We start from the raw sequence: 19,767 nt of genomic DNA on the forward strand, positions 1-19,767 counted from the left end.
GCGCAATTGCGCACAAGGCGGACGATGACAGCGCGTGTTGGCGAGGCGTCATTTCTTCTTTCCCGGAAAGCCGCCGAGGCCCGGAAGCGTCGGCTTGCCGCTCAGCCCGGTAAGTCCCGGCAGATTCGGCAGTCCCTGGCGCAGGCCGGTGGGGAGATCCTTCGGCAAATTCGGCAGGCCACCGCCGGCACCGCCCTGCATCTTGTCCGCCAGCGCTTTCATCTCCTCGGGCGAGGGCGGCTTCATGCCGCCGCCAAAGCCCATCGCCTGCGCGATACCGGCGAGGGGGCCACGCTTGCCGGAACCCATGGCCTTCATCATGTCGGCCATGTTCCGGTGCATCTTTAAGAGCTTGTTGACCTGCTCGACATTCTGGCCGGCGCCGGCGGCGATGCGCTTCTTGCGGCTGGCCTTCAGAATGTCGGGGTTCTTGCGCTCAGCCCGCGTCATCGAATCGATGATCGCTACCTGGCGCTTCAGAATCTTGTCGTCAATGCCGGCGGCCGCGATCTGGTTTTTCATCTTGGCGATGCCGGGCATCATGCCCATCAATCCGCTGATGCCGCCCATGTTCGCCATCTGCAGCAACTGCTCGCGCATGTCGTTGAGATCGAACTGGCCCTTGCGCATGCGTTCCGCGGTGCGCGCAGCCTTCTCGGCGTCGATATTCGCGGCCGCACGTTCGACCAGCGACACCACGTCGCCCATGCCGAGAATGCGGCCCGCAATGCGGCTTGGGTGAAAATCTTCCAGCGCGTCGGTCTTTTCGCCGGTACCGATCAGCTTGATCGGTTTTCCCGTGACCGCACGCATCGACAGCGCGGCGCCGCCGCGGCCGTCGCCATCGACGCGCGTCAGCACGATGCCGGTGAGGCCGACGCGCTGGTCGAAGGCTCGCGCTAGGTTGACCGCGTCCTGGCCAGTCAGGGAATCCGCGACGAGCAGCACTTCATGCGGATTGGCGGTGGCTTTGATCTCCGCCGCTTCGCTCATCATCTCTTCGTCGAGCGTGGTGCGGCCGGCGGTGTCGAGCAGCACCACGTCGTAGCCGCCGAGCTTGCCGGCTTCGAGGGCGCGTTTGGCAATTTGCGCCGGCTTTTGCCCCGTTACGATCGGCAGCGTCGGAATGTCGAGGTCGCGCCCCAGCACGGCCAGTTGCTCCATCGCCGCCGGGCGGTAGATGTCGAGCGAGGCCATCAGCACCTTGCGCTTGTCGCGCTGGGTCATGCGGCGGGCGAGTTTTGCGGTGGTGGTTGTTTTACCGGAGCCTTGCAGGCCGACCATCATGATGGCGACCGGCGGCACCGCGTTAAGGTCGATAGTCTGGCCATCCGCGCCAAGGGTGGCGACCAGCTCGTCATGAACGATCTTGACGACCATCTGGCCGGGCGTGACCGACTTGACGACGGTGGCGCCGACCGCCTGCTCGCGCACGCGCTCGGTGAAGCCTCTGACCACTTCAAGTGCGACGTCGGCTTCCAAGAGCGCGCGGCGCACTTCGCGCATCGCGGCGTCGACGTCGGCCTCCGACAGCGAACCGCGGCCCGTCAGCCGATCGAGTATCCCACCAAGCTTTTCCGACAGATTGTCGAACAATGCCGTTGTCCTGTTGCTGCCCTTGCGGACGCTGCGCCGATCCATTTCACTAATGTCATCACCCGCCTTGCGCGCAATTGCGCACTGGGGCGGGTGATCCAGTATTCCAGAGCAACTCGCTTGAACCGAGAAGCTGCGGCGTACTGGATACCCCGCCCTCGCGGGGTATGACGGTCAGGTATGTGCCTTGGCGCCAAACGCCAAAACGATATTCCAAACACTTTCGCGCCCGAGGGCGCATCGCGCTGTCGGACGTTGGCCTCCGGCCTCATGGGCCGGGCGGCGGGTCGAAAAGAACGTCTTTCCGAGAAAGTGCGCGCCTTAAACGCCTGCGAGGGGCGAAAGTCAAGGAGAAACTAGGTCGAAATGCCTACGGGTTTTCCGGCAAAGCTTTGATATAGTTGTCTTTTCCAAGACAAGGAGCTGCGGAAAGATGAATGTCCATTTCGCCGCAGGTTCCAAGTTGAACCTGCCCACGCCATATAGCACCCCATGTGCTTCGCCCTCTCCCGCGTTTCGTGAACCCCGTGCCCATCACCCGCCGCCGCGTCTTTGCAGTGCTCGCCGGAGCCGCCACGGCCGTCGGCGTGCCGTCTGTCTGGATCAGCAACATGAAGACCTATGAAGGCCCCGTCTCCGACCACTTCGACGGTACGCGCTTCTTTGATCCCGACGGCGTACCGCCAAAATCATTGGCAGAGGTGCTGCGCTGGCAGTTCGGCACTGACCGCAAGCGCGCGAGCTGGCCGGATTGGGTGCCGAATGCGCACAGCGACACGCCGCCGCCGCGGGTTTCCGGCGACAAGGTGCGGCTGTCCTTTGTCGGCCATGTCTCCTGGCTGATCCAGACGCGGGATCTCAATATTCTCGTCGATCCCGTGTGGTCGCTGCGGGCCTCGCCAATTTCGTGGGCCGGGCCGCACCGGCACAATGATCCCGGCATCGCTTTCGATGCGCTGCCCAAGATCGACGTCGTGCTGGTCTCGCATGGCCATTACGACCATCTCGACATCGCGACGCTATCGAAACTTGCCGAAAAATTTTCGCCGCGCGTGATCACGCCGCTCGGCAACGACATCACTATGCGCGATGCGGATGCGGCGATCAAAGCCGAGGCGTTCGACTGGCAAGATCGGGTCGATCTGGGCAACGGCATCGCGGTAACGCTGGTGCCGACGCGGCACTGGTCGGCGCGCGGCCTGTTCGATCGCAACAAGGCGCTGTGGGCGAGTTTTGTGCTGGAGACGCCGGCCGGCAAACTCTACATCGTGTGCGATTCCGGTTACGGCGAGGGCACGCATTTTCGACGCGTCGCCGAGCAGCACGGACCGCTGCGGCTGGCGATATTGCCGATCGGCGCCTATGAGCCGCGCTGGTTCATGAAGGACCAGCACATGAATCCGTCAGATGCGGTGAAGGCGTTCGCCGACTGCGGCGCCGAAACGGCGCTGGCGCATCATCACGGCACGTTCCAGCTCACCGATGAGGCGATCGACGCGCCGGTGAATGCATTGGCCGACGCGCTGAAGGAAGCGAAGATTCCGCCGGAGCGGTTCGCGGCGCTGAAGCCGGGGCAGGTTTTCGAGATTTAACTTTCGTCGTCCCCGCGTCACTCGTTCGTGCCCCGGACGCAGCGCCAGCGCGTTAGCGATGCGCTGCAGAGCCGGGGCCCATCTCGCCTCAAACAGCTCGGAAGTGAATGGGTCCCGGCTCTGCGAAGCAGCGTTGCCGGACGATGCTGCGCATCGCCTAGGCTGCACCGCGTCCGGGACACGAGGGGGCGTTATTCCTTGCCCTTGATCGCCCAGGACACATGCACCGTCACCGAGAGCGTCTCTTCGCCTTGCGCCACCGGTGCGCCGGCGGCCATCGGGGTTGCCATCTTGCCGCGGAAGATCGGCGTGGGTGCGCCTTCCTCGGTAATGCTGATGGCCTCGCCGAGCGTCGCGCCGGCAGCCTTGGCGTAAAGCTCCGCCTTGCGACGGGCATCGGCGACTGCCTTCTCGCGGGCCTCGTCGAGATATTTGGACGCCTGCGTCACGCTGAAGTGGATGCCGCCGATGTCGGTGGCGCCAGCCCCGACCAGCACGTCGATCACGTTAGCCACTTTGGTGACGTCGCGGATCTTGACGGTGACGCGATTGCTGGCGCGATAGCCGACGACGGGCGAGGGGCCAGCACGATTTGGCGCATATTGCGGCTGCAGCGACAGCCGCGACGTCTGGTAATCCTTCTCTTCGATGCCAGCGCCCTTCAGCGCCAGCAGCACCTTGCCCATCGCCGCGTTGTTGGTGTCCGACGCTTCGCGCGCGGTCTTGGCGTCCGAGGTCACGCCGCCGTCGATCTGGGCCTGGTCGGGCGCCACCGATATGTTCGCCTCGCCGGTTACCGAGATCGCAGGCGGCGGCGCCATCTGCGCCAGCGCGGGCGCAACCAGTGTGGCGGTGACCACCGCAACGCAGAGCGAGCGTTTCATCCCGATCACCTCAGCGGCACGTAAACGTTGATGACCAGCTTGTCTTCTGCCGTCTTCAGGGGATCGGTGATGTATTCCTCGATGAAGGTGTCTTTGGCTTCCAGTTTCTTGTCGTCGAGGTGATTGGTGATCGCCTCATAGGTGTTGTCCATGTTGTCGTAGGAGCCGCGATGGACGAACTTCAGCGCCTTGCCCTCGGGCGACTTGCCCATGCTGATGTCCTTGGTCAGGTTCTTGACGTCCTGATCGACCGGAATCTGCGCCAGATACGTAAAACCGGTATCGTCGGTCGAGGTGTAGACGATCATCGAATTGCCCGTGGCCTTGATGCCCTGCTTGTCGATCAGGGCGGTCAACGCCTTGAACGAATCGATCAGGGTGTCGAACGCCGCATCCCAATTGGCGGTGCCCTTCATGACCACCACCTTCTTGGGCTCCAGTGTGAACTCTTCGCCGAATGGGTCGGCGTTCTGGACGCTGGCGGCGGGCGGCGGAGGAACGGGCGTCGGGGCTTTCTCTGCGGTCGGGACATCCGCCGGGGACTTGGTTTCGGCCGGCGGCGGGATCGGCGCCGCTGACGGTGCCGGGCTAGGCGTCGCCGACGGGCTTCCGGCAGAGGAGGCGGGCGGCGCCGGTGATTGCGCCAATGCGGCCCCGCCAAGCGCAACTATGGCGAGCGCGACCACGGCCACACGGAAAGTGCTTGTAAGGCTCATTTCAGGTATTCTCCATCCACCCCATCTGGCGGCGGCATGTCCCGGTCCGCGCCCGCCAGGATGGGCGCTATTCCTAACACGCAAGGTCCGCATTCGTCCCATGACAGATGCGTCATATGCCCCCGCGTACTAGCCAGTTGGCCATCATTCGCCATATAAGGCAGGCATAAATTGGGAAATTCCATGAGCGCGCTGGCCAACCACGCATTTGCCAAGATGAACGGCATCGGCAACGAAATCGTCGTGGTGGACCTGCGCGATTCCAAGGCTGGTTCAAAGGCCGCTGTGACGCCGGAAGACGCCCGCGCCGTGGCTTCCCCCACAGGCGTGCACTATGACCAATTGATGGTATTGCAGCCGCCCCGGCTGCAAGGCACTGAGGCCTTCATCCGCATCTACAACAATGACGGCTCGGAAGCCGGCGCCTGCGGCAACGGCATGCGCTGCGTGGTGCGCCGGCTGTTCGAGCAGACCGGCCAGACCGCCGTGACCTTCGAGACCCGCGCCGGGCTATTGAACTGCTGGCAGGGTCCGGCGCCCGACCTCTACACCGTCGACATGGGCGCGCCGAAGTTCGGCTGGCAGGATATTCCGCTGGCCGAGGAATTTCGTGACACCCGCTATATCGAACTGCAGGTCGGGCCGATCGATGCGCCGTTGCTGCATTCGCCGTCGGTCGTCTCGATGGGCAATCCGCATGCGATCTTCTGGGTCGACGACGTCAACGCCTATGATCTCGAGCGCTTCGGACCGCTATTGGAAAATCACCCGATTTTTCCGGAGCGCGCCAACATTACGCTCGCCCACATCGCCGATCGCGATCACATCACGATCCGCACCTGGGAGCGGGGCGCCGGCTTGACCAAGGCCTGCGGCTCGGCCGCCTGCGCGACCGCGGTCGCCGCCGCCCGGCTGAAGCGCGCCAACCGCACGGTGGAGCTCACGTTGCCTGGCGGCAAGCTTGCGATCGAATGGCGCGAGGGCGACGACCACGTGCTGATGACCGGCACCGCCGATTTCGAATATGAAGGTCGCTTCGATCCCGCGCTGTTCGCCAGCGTCGCCTGAGAGCCATGAGCGTCGACGTCCTCACGTTTGGCTGCCGCCTCAACGCGTTCGAATCCGAGGTGATCGCCCGCGAAGCGGAGCGCGCCGGGCTTTCCGATACTATCGTCATCAATAGCTGCGCGGTCACCAACGAGGCGGTGGCGCAGGCGCGACAGTCGATCCGCCGCCTGAAGCGCGAGCGGCCGGATGCGCGCATCGTCGTCACCGGCTGTGCGGCGCAGACGCAAGCAGAAATGTTCGCCGAAATGGCCGAGGTCGATCGCGTCCTCGGCAATGACGACAAGATGCGGAGCGAGGCCTGGCGCGACGCACGCGCGGCGTTCGATTTGGACTTTGGCCTCGGGACAAGCGAAAAGATCGCGGTTGCCGACATCATGGCGGTCAAAGAGATGGCTCCGCATCTGCTTGACGGCTTTAAGGCCGGCCTGCCCCGAGTATTCGTGCAGGTGCAGAACGGCTGCGACCACCGGTGCACCTTCTGCATCATTCCCTACGGCCGCGGCAATTCGCGCTCGGTGCCGATGGGGGCGGTGGTGGATCAGGTCCGCTCGCTCGCCGAACGCGGCCATGCCGAGATCGTGCTCACGGGCGTGGACTTGACGAGCTACGGCGCCGATCTGCCGGGTACGCCGAAGCTGGGACAGTTGACCAAACAGATTTTGCGCCACGTGCCGGAGTTGAAGCGCCTGCGGATTTCGTCGATCGATTCCATCGAGGCTGACCGCGACCTGCTCGATGTTATCGCCGATGACGAACGGCTGATGCCACATCTGCACCTGTCGCTGCAATCCGGCGACGATCTCATTTTGAAGCGGATGAAGCGGCGGCATTCGCGGCAGGATGCGATCGAATTCTGCGCGCAGGTGCGGCGATTGCGCCCGGACATTACGCTCGGCGCCGATATCATCGCGGGTTTTCCGACCGAGACCGAGGAAATGTTCGCGCGCTCGGCGGATCTGGTTGATAAATGCGATCTCACCTTTCTGCACGTGTTCCCTTACTCCAAGCGTCCGGGCACGCCGGCCGAGCGAATGCCGCAGGTAGCGGGCGAGGTGATCAAGGCGCGGGCGAAGCGGTTGCGCGAGCGCGGAGACGCGGCACTGCGACGACGGCTCGCGTCAGAAGTCGGCGCGACGCGTCAGGTGCTGATCGAGAGCGACAAACAGGGTCGCACGGAGCATTTTCTGCCGGTCGCGATATCAGGCGAAAAGCCGGGTGCCGTGATGCCGCTCGTGATCAAGTGCCACGATGGCGCACGGCTAACAGTGTGAGTCGCAAATTCTGCTGTCATCGCCCGGCTTGACCGGGCGATCCGGTACGCCGCGGCCCTCGGTTCATCACGGACGTCTCTGGAATACTGGATCATCCGCTTTCGCGGATGATGACAGCGGTAGTTGGGGGCGCCGTGCTTACCTGCGAACCTGCTACTCCCCGTTCCACCCACACTTTCGCAACCTCTCCCGCATATGCTCCGGCGCCGGCGCCACCACGCGCACCGGCTCCTTGTTCTTCGAAATCGGCACGACGATCTCGCGGGAATGCAGATGCAGGATCGGCTCGCCGAAGCGGGGGCCGTTACCGTAAATATTGTCGCCGACGATCGGCCAGCCCATCGCTGATGTGTGCACGCGCAGTTGATGCGTTCGGCCAGTCACGGGTTCCAGTGCCAGCCAGGCGAGGCCGTCGCCGCGGCCGAGCACTTTCCAAGTGGTGATGGCTTTCTGGCCTTCCGGGTCCGGCTTTTGCCACCAGCCGCGCTCGGCGTTCAGCCGGCCCAACGGCATATCAATGGTGCCTCCATTCTCGGCAGGTCCGCCCTCGACCACGGCCCAATAGGTCTTCCTGACCTTGCCATGCTTGAACAACAGGCCGAGCGAGGCGGTGGCCTTGCGGTGGCGTCCCAGCACGAGACAGCCTGATGTATCCTTGTCAAGCCGGTGGGCCAGCACCGGTGGCCGCGGCAGGCCGAATCGCAAGGCATCGAAGGAAGCCTCCAGGTTGGCACCGCCCTTGGGGCCGCGATGCACCGGCAGGCCGGCGGGTTTGTCGATGACCAGCATCAGTCCGTCGCGATGGAGCACGCGGGCCTGGATTTCATCTGCCGTTAGGCCTGGAACGTCAAACGATGCCCTGGGAACATCAAAGGATGTCCCGGGAACATCAAAGGATGTCCCGGGAACATCAAAGGATTTGTTGTGACTTTCGCTCATGGCGCGAAACCGCTAACACGTCCCCGACATGAGCGATACCACTCCTGGAACTCCAAAACTGAGCTGGTGGCGGCGGCTTTCGAGCGGTCTGAAGCGGACCTCGAGTTCGCTCGGCACGGCCGTGGCCGACCTCGTCACCAAGCGCAAGCTCGACCGCGCCATGCTCGACGATATCGAGGATGTGCTGCTGCGCGCCGATCTCGGCACCGCGGTCGCTGTGCGGATCGCGGACGCCGTGGGGGCCGGCCGATATGACAAGGCGATTTCGGCTGACGAGGTGAAGACGGTCGTCGCAACCGAGGTCGAGAAGGTGTTGGCGCCGGTGGCAAAGCCGCTGGAGATCGACACGGCGCAAAAGCCTTTTGTTATTCTCGTGGTCGGCGTCAACGGCTCCGGCAAGACCACCACCATCGGCAAGCTTGCCGCGAAACTGAGCGCCGAGGGCCGCAAGGTGATGCTGGCGGCCGGCGATACGTTCCGTGCGGCCGCAATCGAGCAGCTCAAGGTGTGGGGCGAGCGCACCAAATCGCCGGTCGTTGCGGGAGCGCAGGGCTCTGATTCAGCCAGCCTCGCCTTCAACGCGCTGAGCGCGGCGAAGGAACAAAAGCTCGACGTGCTGCTGGTCGATACCGCCGGGCGATTGCAGAACAAGGCCGAGCTGATGAACGAACTCGAAAAGGTGGTTCGCGTCATCAAGAAGGTCGATGCATCAGCCCCGCATGCGGTGCTGCTCGTGCTCGACGCGACGGTGGGACAAAATGCGCTGTCGCAGGTCGAGGCGTTTCATCGTACCGCTGGCGTCACCGGGCTTGTGATGACGAAGCTCGACGGCACCGCGCGCGGCGGGATTCTGGTGGCGCTGGCGGAGAAGTTCAAACTGCCGGTGCACTTCATCGGTGTCGGCGAAGGCATCGATGATCTCGCGCCGTTCACGGCACGGGATTTCGCCAACGCGATTGCAGGAATCGAGTAATGGACAAGAAAGTACCGCACCCGCTGTTCAAGCTTGCGACCGAGCTTGGTCCCCTTCTCATCTTTTTCGTCGCCAACGCGAAGTCCAACCTGTTCGTCGCCACCGGCGTGTTCATGGTGGCGGTGCTGGCTGCAATGGTTGCGTCATACATGGTGACGCGGCATATACCGATGATGGCGATCGTCACGGCGGTGGTGGTCATCGTGTTCGGGGCGCTGACGCTGATCCTGCATGACGAGACCTTCATCAAGATGAAGCCGACCATCGTCTATACGCTGTTCGCCGCCATTCTCGCTGGCGGTTTGCTGTTCAACCGCTCCTTCATCGCCATCATGTTCGACCAGATGTTCAACCTCACCCCGCACGGCTGGCGCATCCTGACCGCGCGCTGGGCGTTGTGGTTCTTCGCCATGGCGGTGCTGAACGAGATCATCTGGCGCACCCAAAGCACCGACTTCTGGGTCGCCTTCAAGGTCTTCGGCATGGTGCCGTTGACGATGCTGTTTGCCGTGACCCAGATGCCGCTGATCAAGCGCTATCAGCTGGAGCCGGCTTCGCTCGAAGCGAGCGAAGCCGAAGCGGGTGACATAAGCAAGGGATGAGTTCTTCTCCCTCTCCCGCTTGCGGGGGAGGGCTGGGGTGGGGGTCCCTCCGCACAGTGTGCTCGTGGATAGATTTCCCCACCCGACGCGCTTGCGCGCATCGACCTCAGAGCGAGCTTCGCTCGTCTTGCCCCCGCAAGCGGGAGGTCAGCAAGAAAGTATCAGCTCTTCTGCTTGGCGATGATCTTGTCCTTGATCTTATCGTAGGTCGCCTGCGGGACGATGCTCTTCTGCACCAGTTCGTCCTTGCCCTTGTACGGGCGGCCCTTGATGATCTTCTCCGAATAAGCCTTACCGACGCCCGGGAGCGCGTCGAGCTGCTCGGCGGTCGCGGAATTGATGTCGAGCAGCTCGGCCTTTGGCTCCGGCGCCATCTTCGACTCCGAGGCCTTTGGCGCTGGCGCCATCTTGCTTTCGGATTTGGCCGCTGGCTGGGTGCTCTGGGCCATCGACGGCGTCGCCGTCATAAGGCCGAGCGTGAGCGCGGTGGCGAGAAGAGAAGCGAGCGTAAAATGACGCATTAGTGTCCCTCCCAAGGACGGTTCAAGTAACGCACCAAGCTAGCTGCGGATTCGTGGCGGCGCCATGGCCGCGAGATAAACGATGGATAAAAGCGGGAGAATATTTGGAGTCGATTGCTGCCTTGTCATTCCGGGGCGATGCGAAGCATCGAACCCGGAATCTCGAGATCCGGGTTCATCGCTGCGCGATGCCCCGGAATGACGACGACGTTAGCTCCCCGCTCGCAACGCCTTCTCGATCTCGACCTTCAACACGCTGTCGAGATTGGCCGGCGTCACCGGTCCGACCAGCTTGTAGCGAATGGTGCCGTCGTGGCCGACCACGAAGGTTTCGGGCACGCCATAGACGCCCCATTCGATCGAGCCGCGGCCGTTGCCATCGGCGCCGACGGCGACAAACGGATTGCCGTAGCGGCCGAGGAAGCGGCGGGCGTTGTCGGGAGAATCCTTGTAGTTGATGCCGACGATCTGCACTCGCGTATCCTTCGCCAGCGCCGTCAACAGCGGCGCCTCGTCATGGCAGGGCACGCACCAGGAGGCCCAGACATTGACGACGGAGACCTTGCCCTTGAACACGGTGGGGTCGAGGCCGGGGACGGGCATCCCGTTATGGACGAGGCCCTCCAGCGATGGCAGCGTGGTTTGCGGCGCCGGCCGGCCGATCAGGGCGGAAGGGATTTTTGCGGGATCGCCGCCGTAGAGCCGCAGCAGGAACAGTGCGGCGACGGCGATGAAGCCGATCAGCGGCAGCGCTACGATCCAGCGCCGGCTGCGTGGCTGATCGGATGTTACCGGCGCGCTCATCGGATGTCCGTGGCCTGGCGGCCGGAGCGTCTGGTCACGCCAGAGGCATCGAGTTCGCGCAGGCGCTCCTTCTGATGGCGATAGTCGAGCGTGATCCAGCCGATCAGGATCAGCACGACTGCCGCCACCAGCATGTAGGAGGTCACGATAAAGGAAGCGTAGGGGCCGAGCGACATCGCGTCATGCCGCCTGCTGGCTGGCTTGCATCATCTGCAAGCTGCGCACCCGCCGGCGCAGGATCTCGTTGCGCATTGCCGCTAAGTGCAGCGTCACGAACAAAAGCGAAAAACCGACCGCCATCACGAGTAGTGGAATCAGGAACGCCTTGTCGAGCGTCGATCCGGCCATCCGCATCACGGATGCCGGCTGATGCAGCGTGTTCCACCAGTCGACCGAGAATTTGATGATCGGCAGGTTGATCGCGCCGACCAGCGTCAGCACGGCGGCGGCCCGCGCCGCACGGGACGGGTCCTCCACCGCGCGCCACAGTGCCATCAGGCCGAGATACATCAGGAACAGGATCAAGACGGAGGTCAGGCGCGCATCCCATTCCCAATAGGTGCCCCACATCGGCCGTCCCCATAGCGAGCCGGTGACCAGCGCCAGAAACGTGAACGCCGCGCCGATCGGTGCCGCAGCCTTGGCGGCAACGTCAGCAAGCGGATGCCGCCATACCAGCGTGCCCAGCGCGGCAATGCTCATGACGCCCCACACAAACATCGAAAGCCACGCGTTCGGCACGTGGATGAACATGATCTTCACGGTGGCGCCCTGCTGGTAATCGTCGGGGGCCATCGCCGCCTGATAGAGACCGACCAGCAAAAGGATCGCGGTCGCGCCCGCCAGCCACGGCAACACGCGCGCCGTCAGCGCGAGAAATTTCGAGGGATTGGCGAGGTCGATCAGCGTCATGGCATCCTGATAGTCGTCAGCGGCGGAGCAGGCAATGCGGCATGGTTTGTTTCACATCGCCTCCGCCAGAGTTGATCGGTGTCAACAAATTCAGTCCAGACCGTGCCGCAGGCTGGCCGCAGCGGCAAACGGTCCGACCACGAAACTGACCAGCGAGAGCGCGCAAAGGATCGAAAACGGAGTTCCAAACGACAGCGGGCCGGTAATGGCCGCCTGCGAGGCTGCAACGCCGAAGATCAGCACGGGGACTGATAGCGGAAGCACCAGCACGGCGAGCAGGAGGCCGCCGCGGTGTAATGTCACGGCGAGCGCCGCGCCGATCATGCCCGTAAACGTCAGCGCCGGCGTTCCAACCAGCAGGGTCAGCGCCACCGCCGACGTCGCCGCAGCGTCGAGGTTGAGCAACAGCCCGAGCACGGGCGTCGCCACGATCAGCGGCACGCCGGCAGCGAGCCAATGCGCCAGCGCTTTCGCCGCACAAGCGAGTTCCAGCGGTGTCCGGCCCATCACGATCAGGTCGAGCGAGCCGTCCTCATGGTCGGCCGTGAACAGCCGGTCGAGCGTGAGCAGGCTCGCCAACAGCGCGCCGAGCCAGAGGATTGCGGGGCCGAGCCGGGCCAATAGTGGCAGATCGGGCCCGATCGCAAACGGCATCAGTACCGTGACGGTGAGGAAAAACAGCACCCCAATCAGCGCCCCGCCGCCGACGCGCAGCGCGATTTTGATGTCCCGGCGGATTAGTGCGGCGAGGGCGGTCATGGAAAGGACCCCGCCGAACAGTTGCTTGGAGCCCATGGCCATTGCCGCGTAGACGGTGCGCTCCCTCCCCCCTTGCGGGGGAGGGCGGGGGAGAGGGGTGGCCCCGGAAAAGGTGTTCGATAGAACCGCTGAGCAGAATTGCGACGGGCCAGCTTGAGAGAGCGCGTCGCGTGGCACCCCTCTCCCTGACCCTCCCCCGCAAGAGGGGAGGGAACGGAGAGAGCGGTGCCGCGCCGCACGACAATTTGCGGGAGCATCAACTGCAAAGTCACCTCTTTGCCCCCATCCGCAGCTCGCTCGCCTCGATCCCGAGCGGGGTGTGGGTGGCCGCAACAATGATCCCGCCGCTGGCGAGATGCTCCCGCATGACGCCCACGAATAGGTCCTGTCCGGCGATGTCGAGCGCCGAGGTCGGCTCGTCCAATAGCCAGACCGGCCGGCGCACCGCCAGCAGCCGGGCGATCGAAAGCCGCCGCCGCTGGCCCGCCGAGAGGTAGGCTGCCGGGAGATGCGTGGCATGGCCGAGCCCGACGGCAGCGAGGCATTGGTTAACGTCGCCGATGTCGCCGCCCAAAAAATCCCGCCAGAACGCAAGGTTCTCGAGCACGCTGAGGGCAGGTTTCAGCGCGTCGCGATGGCCGAGATAGTGGGATTGCTCCGGCAGCGTCAGCTCGGCCTCGCCACCTTCCAGGCCGATTGCTCCGCCGGTCGGCACCAAAAGACCCGCGATCAGGCGCAACAGCGAGGTCTTGCCCGAGCCGTTCGGGCCGACCACGGCGAGCACTTCGCCGGAAGCGGCCTCGAAATCGAGGTTCGAGAACACTTCTCTGCCGCCTCTGACACAACTGATTTGGCGCCCCGAGAGCCGCATTTTGCTTCGTCACAGCCCTCTGAAATTGATGGGTACCGCGTCAGAATTTGTGGGTACCGCATTGCTGCAGCACGTTTGTCGCTGTGGCGGCGCTTCTAGAAAGATTCTATAAGCCCGGAACTTGATGCAGCACACAATCGGCGGCTGCAAGCCAAGAAGCCAGCCTTCCGCTGACGGTATTTAAATACCTTGCCGGGTATAACTAGAATTTGGGATTTCCTGACATGACCTCGCTCGACAGCTTCAAATGCCGCAAGACCCTCAAGGTCGGCAGCAAAACTTACGTGTATTGCAGCCTGCCCGCCGCCGAGAAGAACGGTCTGAAGGGAATTGCCAAGCTGCCCTATTCGATGAAGGTGCTGCTGGAAAACCTGCTGCGCAACGAGGACGGTCGCACGGTCAAGAAGGAAGACATCGTCGCGGTTTCGAAGTGGCTTCGGAAGCGCAAGCTCGAGCATGAAGTGGCATTCCGCCCGGCGCGCGTGTTGATGCAGGATTTCACCGGCGTGCCGGCGGTGGTCGATCTCGCCGCGATGCGCAACGCGATGCAGGCGCTCGGCGGCGATGCCGAGAAGATCAACCCGCTGGTCCCGGTCGATCTCGTCATCGATCACTCCGTCATCGTCAACTTTTTCGGTGACAACAAGGCGTTCGGCAAGAACGTCGTCGAGGAATACAAGCAGAACCAGGAACGCTACGAGTTCCTGAAGTGGGGCCAAAAGGCGTTCTCGAATTTCTCCGTCGTGCCGCCCGGCACAGGCATCTGCCACCAGGTCAATCTCGAATATCTCGCGCAGACGGTGTGGACCAAGAAGGAGAAGATGACGGTCGGCAAGAAGACCGGCACCTTCGAGGTCGCCTATCCGGATTCGCTGGTTGGTACCGATTCGCACACCACCATGGTCAACGGCCTTGCCGTGCTCGGCTGGGGCGTCGGCGGCATCGAGGCGGAGGCCTGCATGCTCGGCCAGCCGCTGTCGATGCTGCTGCCGGAAGTCGTCGGCTTCAAGCTGAAGGGCCAGCTCAAGGAAGGCGTCACCGCGACTGACCTCGTGCTGACCGTGACGCAGATGCTGCGCAAGCAGGGCGTGGTCGGCAAGTTCGTCGAGTTCTTCGGCCCCGGCCTCGACTATCTCTCGGTCGCGGACAAGGCGACGATCGGCAACATGGCGCCGGAATATGGCGCGACCTGCGGCTTCTTCCCGGTCGATGCCGCGACCATCGATTATCTCAAGACCTCGGGCCGCAAGGCCGACCGCGTCGCGCTGGTGGCGGCCTACGCCAAGGCGCAGGGCCTGTTCCGCACGGCGAAATCGGCCGACCCGGTGTTCACGGAAACCCTGACGCTCGATCTCAAAGACGTCGTGCCGTCGATGGCGGGTCCGAAGCGCCCCGAGGGCCGCGTCGCGCTGCCCTCGGTTTCCACCGGCTTCGCGACCGCGCTCGCCAGCGAGTACAAGAAGCCCGACGCGGCTGCGACGCGCTATCCGGTTGAGGGCCGGGATTTCGATCTCGGCCATGGCGACGTCGTGATCGCCGCGATCACCTCGTGCACCAACACCTCCAACCCGAGCGTGTTGATCGGCGCGGGCCTGCTGGCGCGCAACGCCGCCGCCAAGGGGCTGACGGCCAAGCCGTGGGTGAAGACCTCGCTCGCTCCGGGCAGCCAGGTGGTTGCGGAATATCTGGCCAATTCCGGCCTGCAGAAGGATCTCGACAAGGTCGGCTTCAACCTGGTCGGCTTCGGCTGCACCACCTGCATCGGCAATTCCGGCCCGCTGCCGGAGGAAATTTCAAAGTCGATCAACGACAACGGCATCGTTGCCGCGGCCGTGCTGTCGGGTAACCGCAATTTCGAAGGCCGCGTCTCGCCGGATGTGCAGGCGAACTATCTGGCTTCGCCGCCGTTGGTTGTCGCCTATGCGCTGGCCGGCACGGTGACCAAGGATCTCGCGGTCGAGCCGATTGGCACCGGCAAGGACGGCAAGCCGGTGTACCTGAAGGACATCTGGCCGACCACGAAGGAGATCAACGCCTTCATGAAGAAGTTCGTGACAGCGACGATTTTCAAGAAGAAGTACGCCGACGTGTTCAAGGGCGATACCAACTGGCGCAAGATCAAGACGGTCGAGAGCGAGACCTACCGCTGGAATATGAGCTCGACCTATGTGCAGAACCCGCCCTATTTCGAGGGCATGAAGAAGCAGCCCGAGCCGATCGCGGACGTCGTCGATGCGCGGATTCTGGCGCTGTTCGGCGACAAGATCACCACCGACCACATCTCGCCGGCTGGCTCGATCAAGCTGACTTCGCCGGCCGGCAAATTCCTCAGCGAGCACCAGGTGCGACCCGCCGACTTCAACCAGTACGGCACGCGGCGCGGCAACCACGAGATCATGATGCGCGGCACGTTCGCCAATATCCGCATCAAGAACTTCATGCTGAAGGGCGCCGACGGCAATATTCCGGAAGGCGGCCTCACCAAGCACTGGCCCGACGGTGAGCAGATGCCGATCTACGACGCCGCGATGAAGTACCAGGCGGAGGGCGTGCCGCTGGTGGTGTTCGCCGGCGCCGAATACGGCAACGGCTCCTCACGCGACTGGGCCGCGAAGGGCACCCGTCTGCTCGGTGTCCGCGCCGTGATCTGCCAGAGCTTCGAGCGCATCCATCGCTCCAACCTGGTCGGCATGGGCGTGTTGCCGCTGACCTTCGAAGACGGCACGTCGTGGACATCGCTCGGCCTCAAGGGCGACGAGACGGTGACGATTCGCGGGCTCCAGGGTGATTTGAAGCCGCGCCAAACCCTGACGGCCGAGATCGTGTCCGGCGACGGTTCGCTGCAGCGCGTGCCGCTGCTCTGCCGCATCGACACCCTCGATGAGCTCGAGTACTACCGAAACGGCGGCATTCTGCATTATGTGCTGCGCAAACTCGCGGCTTAACGCGGATTTGTGATCGATGCCTCACTTCGAAGTGAGTAGCGAGCAAGAAGAAGGCGGCCTATGACAAGGCCGCTTTCGCGCGTCTGGGGCACGCCTTTGGGATATCAAATCATGCCCCGTACATATACGGATGGAAAACGCTACGCCCGGTCCGCACGATGACAGCGATGATGGCCTACAACAGCATATCGCGATGGTCCGGTGCGCTCGGCGTCTGCGCGATCATAGCCATCATCCGCCCTGCTCATGCCGAACCGCGTGCCGTGGTCGAATTGTTCACCTCGCAAGGCTGTTCGTCGTGTCCGCCGGCCGACCAGATCGTCGGCGAACTCGCCAAGGATCCGTCCATCATCGCGCTGAGCATGCCCATCGACTACTGGGATTATCTTGGCTGGAAGGACACGCTGGCGGATTCGCGTTTTAGCGCGCGTCAGAAGGCCTATTCGCATGTGCGTGGCGACCGTAACCTCTACACGCCGCAGATGATCGTCAATGGCTCGGCGCAGGTGATCGGCAGCGATCGCGCCGCCATCGAAGGGGCCATCAAGAATACCGGCAAGACTGAAGGCGTGATGTCGGTGCCGGTGAAGATGACGTTGTCGGGCAAACTGCTCAACGTCTCAGTAGAGGCGAGCAAGGTGCCGACGGCGGGCCGCGGCGAAGTCTGGATCTGCTCGGTCTCAAAGGCGGTGCCGATCTCGATCGGGCGCGGCGAGAATCGCGGCCAACAACTCACCTACTACAACGTGGTACGCAACCTCGTGAAGGTCGGCGACTGGAACGGCGGTTCGGGCAGCTGGACCATTCCGCTTGAAAATATTTCCCGCGACGGCGTGGACGCTGCGGTCGTCTACGTCCAGGACGGCAGTCGCGACAAGCCGGGCGCGATGCTCGGCGCCGCCATGACGGCGCTGCGCTGATTAGCTCCATCCCGGGCTATGAGGCCTAACTTTCCTGTCACCTTGAACCAGCTTCGCATAATCGGCGAAGTCAGAGCCGCGCGACATTTGCGAGAGCAGTCCCCAAAAACGAAAAAGGACCAACTTTCGTTGGCCCAGTATCGGGATTAACTCCCTCTGCGAACAGGCCCGATCCCGACGGCCCCGGGGGGCTGGGGGCTGAGGAATCCGGAACCGAAAGGACCGGGCCAACGCAGGATTTTCTTTTCGCAATCTAGCGGGGCGGACGGTTGGCAGAAGTAGGGCAGCAATAAGATTCCGCTAACGATCCCGTGAATCGATATTTCCGGCTGATACCGGGCATTCGCCGCGGTTTCCTTCGTATTTACAACCCCCTTGCGGCGCCCTGCGGTTAGCGCAATCATGTAAATTGGATGACAGGAGGCCGCTCCATGACTCTGATTTCGGAGGAGACCGATCCAAGCGATAGCCGCGCAGTGGCGCGCGTCGCCACTGCGAGCCCGCCGCCGAATCGCGTCACGTTCAATCGCCTCGAACTCAACCGTATCCTCAATCTGTATGGGCGCATGGTCGCCGACGGCGAGTGGCGCGACTACGCCATCGACTTTCTGAAAGACCGCGCGGTGTTCTCCGTATTTCGCCGCGCTTCCGAAGTTCCGATCTATCGCATCGAGAAAGATCCGCGGCTTGCGCGCAAGCAGGGCATGTACAGCGTGATCTCGGCGACCGGACTGATCCTGCGCCGCGGCCACGAACTCGAACGCGTGCTGCTGGTGATCGACCGCAAGCTGGCGGTGGTTTGACGAGCGGTTCGTAGCCCGGATGTAGCGCAGCGAAATCCGGGGCAGGTTTATCCGGCTGTGAGATTCCCGGATTGCGCTTCGCTCCATCCGGGCTACGAATTCACGCCATCCGTCGGCAGCGTCGTTGCGCCCTCACCCAGCGCGCGCTGCATCATGACCGTGTCGAGCCAGCGGCCGAACTTGAAGCCGACGCTGGGATGCGTCCCGATCATCTGGAAACCGCACTTGGCGTGAACGCCGATCGAGCCGGCATTGGCGGAGTCGCCGATGACCGCGATCATCTGCCGGTAGCCGCGCGCCTCGCATTCGGCGATCAGCCGCTTCATCAGTTGCAGGCCGATGCCGCGCCGGTGTGTGGCCGGTTTCAAATAGATCGAATTCTCCACCGTGAAGCGGTAGGCCGGCCGTGGCCGGTATGGGCCGGCATAGGCGTATCCGATCACCTGGCCTTCGACGGCGGCGACCAAATAGGGAAAGCCGCCATCCGACAGGGCTCTGAACCGCCGGGTCACCTCGGCGAGGTCGGGCGAAACGAGTTCGAACGTGGCGGTGCCGTAGCGCACCGCGTGCTCATAGATCTCGGTGATGGCGGGGAGGTCGGCCTCGGTGGCGGGCCGGATTTCGGGAGCGGACATGGCAAAAAGATACCAGCAGACAAATCTCGATCAACGGTCTTTCCGCCATGCCCCGGATCAAGCCCGGGCATGGCACTGAGTAAAAGAAAAGCCCCGGCGCGAGGCCGGGGCTTCAGCTCTTGAACCTGGGTCCGGCAGCGGCTAGTCGCGCTGGCCGAGGAGCTGCAGGAGCAGCGTGAACAGGTTGATGAAGTTCAGGTAGAGCGACAGTGCACCGGTAATCGCCGCACGCTCTTCAACGTCAGCGCCTCCCGAAGCGTAGCCATAGATGTACTCGTTCTTCAGCCGCTGGGTATCCCAGGCGGTGAGGCCCGCGAACACCAGCACGCCGACCACCGAGACGATGAACTGCAGCATCGAGCTCGCCAGGAACAGGTTGACCAGGCTCGCGATGATGACGCCGATCAGACCCATGAACAGGAACGACCCCATGCCGCTCATGTCACGCTTGGTGGTGTAGCCGTAGAGGCTCAGTGCGCCGAAAGTCGCCGCGGTGATGAAGAACACCCGCACGATCGAGGTGTGCGTATACACCAGGAAGATCGACGATAGCGAAATGCCCATCAGCGCCGAGAACACCCAGAACAGCATCTGGGCGGTCGCGGGCCGCAGCCGGTTGATGCCGGCCGAGATCGCAAACACCATCACCAGCGGCGCGAGAATGAACAGCCACTTCAGCGGGCTGACATACATCGCGTAGCCGAACGGCGTCAGGAAGGCGTTACCGAACCGGGCGGCGGCGCCGGCCTGGTCGGTGGTCACGGCGGCCATGTAGACGCCGAGCGCCGCAAGGCCGGTGATGGCCAGGCCGATGCTCATGTAGTTGTAGATGCGCAGCATGTAGGCGCGCAGACCGGCATCGACGGCCGCGGCGTCAACGCGTCCGGCGGCCCGGCCGAAAGGAGATACGTAGTTACGGTCTAGGTCCGACATGGTCGAATTCCCGTTGGTTGCCC

At 63.3% G+C, this 19,767-nt stretch carries 20 protein-coding genes; 8 read left to right on the forward strand and 12 right to left on the reverse strand.

Going from position 1 to position 19,767, the window contains the following annotated elements; genetic code table 11:
- Window positions 1–48: 48 nt before the first annotated feature.
- Window positions 49–1,596 carry a signal recognition particle protein gene (ffh, locus tag RX328_RS01725; protein ID WP_213251039.1) on the reverse strand — a complete coding sequence of 516 codons (1,548 nt, stop codon included), beginning with the start codon at window positions 1,594–1,596 and terminating at the stop codon, window positions 49–51.
- A gap of 527 nt (window positions 1,597–2,123) precedes the next feature.
- Between ffh and RX328_RS01730 the strand changes: the two genes are divergently transcribed.
- Complete coding sequence (locus tag RX328_RS01730; RefSeq protein WP_213250899.1) at window positions 2,124–3,188, forward strand: MBL fold metallo-hydrolase; 1,065 nt, start codon at window positions 2,124–2,126, stop codon at window positions 3,186–3,188.
- Between the two features lie 191 nt (window positions 3,189–3,379).
- On the opposite strand, the gene RX328_RS01735 is transcribed toward RX328_RS01730, so the two are convergent.
- Both RX328_RS01735 and RX328_RS01740 read right to left on the reverse strand, forming a co-directional pair.
- Window positions 3,380–4,072 (reverse strand): SIMPL domain-containing protein, encoded by a 693-nt coding sequence (locus RX328_RS01735; protein WP_213250901.1) that lies wholly within the window; start codon window positions 4,070–4,072, stop codon window positions 3,380–3,382.
- 5 nt (window positions 4,073–4,077) lie between these two features.
- Complete coding sequence (locus tag RX328_RS01740) at window positions 4,078–4,788, reverse strand: GyrI-like domain-containing protein (RefSeq protein WP_213250905.1); 711 nt, start codon at window positions 4,786–4,788, stop codon at window positions 4,078–4,080.
- Between the two features lie 183 nt (window positions 4,789–4,971).
- Here RX328_RS01740 and dapF point away from each other — a divergent pair, with 183 nt between their 5' ends.
- Together dapF and mtaB are read left to right on the forward strand one after the other, a co-directional pair.
- Window positions 4,972–5,856 (forward strand): diaminopimelate epimerase, encoded by an 885-nt coding sequence (gene dapF / locus RX328_RS01745; RefSeq protein ID WP_213250909.1) that lies wholly within the window; start codon window positions 4,972–4,974, stop codon window positions 5,854–5,856.
- A 5-nt stretch (window positions 5,857–5,861) separates the two neighbouring features.
- Window positions 5,862–7,127, forward strand: coding sequence for a tRNA (N(6)-L-threonylcarbamoyladenosine(37)-C(2))-methylthiotransferase MtaB (gene mtaB, locus RX328_RS01750; protein ID WP_213250912.1), 1,266 nt, complete (start codon window positions 5,862–5,864; stop codon window positions 7,125–7,127).
- Between the two features lie 153 nt (window positions 7,128–7,280).
- On the opposite strand, the gene RX328_RS01755 is transcribed toward mtaB, so the two are convergent.
- Complete coding sequence (locus RX328_RS01755) at window positions 7,281–7,916, reverse strand: RluA family pseudouridine synthase (protein WP_249726291.1); 636 nt, start codon at window positions 7,914–7,916, stop codon at window positions 7,281–7,283.
- A gap of 178 nt (window positions 7,917–8,094) precedes the next feature.
- Here RX328_RS01755 and ftsY point away from each other — a divergent pair, with 178 nt between their 5' ends.
- Both ftsY and RX328_RS01765 read left to right on the forward strand, forming a co-directional pair.
- A complete protein-coding gene (gene ftsY, locus RX328_RS01760; RefSeq protein WP_213250916.1) occupies window positions 8,095–9,039 on the forward strand; it encodes a signal recognition particle-docking protein FtsY in 945 nt (314 codons plus the stop codon).
- Window positions 9,039–9,641: a septation protein A gene (locus tag RX328_RS01765; RefSeq protein ID WP_213250918.1), complete on the forward strand. Its 603-nt coding sequence runs from the start codon at window positions 9,039–9,041 to the stop codon at window positions 9,639–9,641. Before ftsY ends, RX328_RS01765 begins: the two co-directional genes overlap by 1 nt.
- A gap of 161 nt (window positions 9,642–9,802) precedes the next feature.
- On the opposite strand, the gene RX328_RS01770 is transcribed toward RX328_RS01765, so the two are convergent.
- The 6 genes from RX328_RS01770 to ccmA all read right to left on the reverse strand — a co-directional run bounded on the left by RX328_RS01770 (window position 9,803) and on the right by ccmA (window position 13,508).
- Window positions 9,803–10,162 (reverse strand): ComEA family DNA-binding protein, encoded by a 360-nt coding sequence (locus RX328_RS01770; RefSeq protein ID WP_213250921.1) that lies wholly within the window; start codon window positions 10,160–10,162, stop codon window positions 9,803–9,805.
- A gap of 210 nt (window positions 10,163–10,372) precedes the next feature.
- Window positions 10,373–10,966 carry a DsbE family thiol:disulfide interchange protein gene (locus tag RX328_RS01775; protein WP_213250923.1) on the reverse strand — a complete coding sequence of 198 codons (594 nt, stop codon included), beginning with the start codon at window positions 10,964–10,966 and terminating at the stop codon, window positions 10,373–10,375.
- Entirely contained in the window at window positions 10,963–11,142 is a 180-nt protein-coding gene (ccmD, locus tag RX328_RS01780) for a heme exporter protein CcmD (RefSeq protein WP_213250925.1), read from the reverse strand. The genes RX328_RS01775 and ccmD overlap by 4 nt, the downstream gene beginning before the upstream one ends.
- A gap of 4 nt (window positions 11,143–11,146) precedes the next feature.
- Window positions 11,147–11,878, reverse strand: coding sequence for a heme ABC transporter permease (locus RX328_RS01785; protein ID WP_213250927.1), 732 nt, complete (start codon window positions 11,876–11,878; stop codon window positions 11,147–11,149).
- A 90-nt stretch (window positions 11,879–11,968) separates the two neighbouring features.
- Window positions 11,969–12,637: a heme exporter protein CcmB gene (gene ccmB / locus RX328_RS01790; protein WP_213251041.1), complete on the reverse strand. Its 669-nt coding sequence runs from the start codon at window positions 12,635–12,637 to the stop codon at window positions 11,969–11,971.
- 268 nt (window positions 12,638–12,905) lie between these two features.
- Complete coding sequence (ccmA, locus tag RX328_RS01795; RefSeq protein ID WP_213250930.1) at window positions 12,906–13,508, reverse strand: heme ABC exporter ATP-binding protein CcmA; 603 nt, start codon at window positions 13,506–13,508, stop codon at window positions 12,906–12,908.
- A 224-nt stretch (window positions 13,509–13,732) separates the two neighbouring features.
- Between ccmA and acnA the strand changes: the two genes are divergently transcribed.
- The 3 genes from acnA (at window position 13,733) to RX328_RS01810 (ending at window position 18,176) form a co-directional block, all read left to right on the forward strand.
- Complete coding sequence (acnA, locus tag RX328_RS01800) at window positions 13,733–16,453, forward strand: aconitate hydratase AcnA (protein ID WP_213250932.1); 2,721 nt, start codon at window positions 13,733–13,735, stop codon at window positions 16,451–16,453.
- Window positions 16,454–16,611: 158 nt separating this feature from the next.
- Window positions 16,612–17,373: a DUF1223 domain-containing protein gene (locus RX328_RS01805; protein WP_213250933.1), complete on the forward strand. Its 762-nt coding sequence runs from the start codon at window positions 16,612–16,614 to the stop codon at window positions 17,371–17,373.
- Window positions 17,374–17,804: 431 nt separating this feature from the next.
- Complete coding sequence (locus tag RX328_RS01810; protein ID WP_213250935.1) at window positions 17,805–18,176, forward strand: DUF2794 domain-containing protein; 372 nt, start codon at window positions 17,805–17,807, stop codon at window positions 18,174–18,176.
- A 92-nt stretch (window positions 18,177–18,268) separates the two neighbouring features.
- Here the strand turns inward: RX328_RS01810 and RX328_RS01815 are convergent, their stop codons facing one another.
- Window positions 18,269–18,811 (reverse strand): GNAT family N-acetyltransferase, encoded by a 543-nt coding sequence (locus tag RX328_RS01815; RefSeq protein WP_213250937.1) that lies wholly within the window; start codon window positions 18,809–18,811, stop codon window positions 18,269–18,271.
- 141 nt (window positions 18,812–18,952) lie between these two features.
- The gene (locus RX328_RS01820) at window positions 18,953–19,744 is read right to left on the reverse strand and encodes a Bax inhibitor-1/YccA family protein (protein WP_213250939.1); all 792 of its coding nucleotides are present in this window, start codon (window positions 19,742–19,744) and stop codon (window positions 18,953–18,955) included.
- Between the last annotated feature and the right edge of the window lie 23 nt (window positions 19,745–19,767).

The organism is Bradyrhizobium sp. sBnM-33, assembly GCF_032917945.1.
Taxonomy (GTDB): domain Bacteria; phylum Pseudomonadota; class Alphaproteobacteria; order Rhizobiales; family Xanthobacteraceae; genus Bradyrhizobium.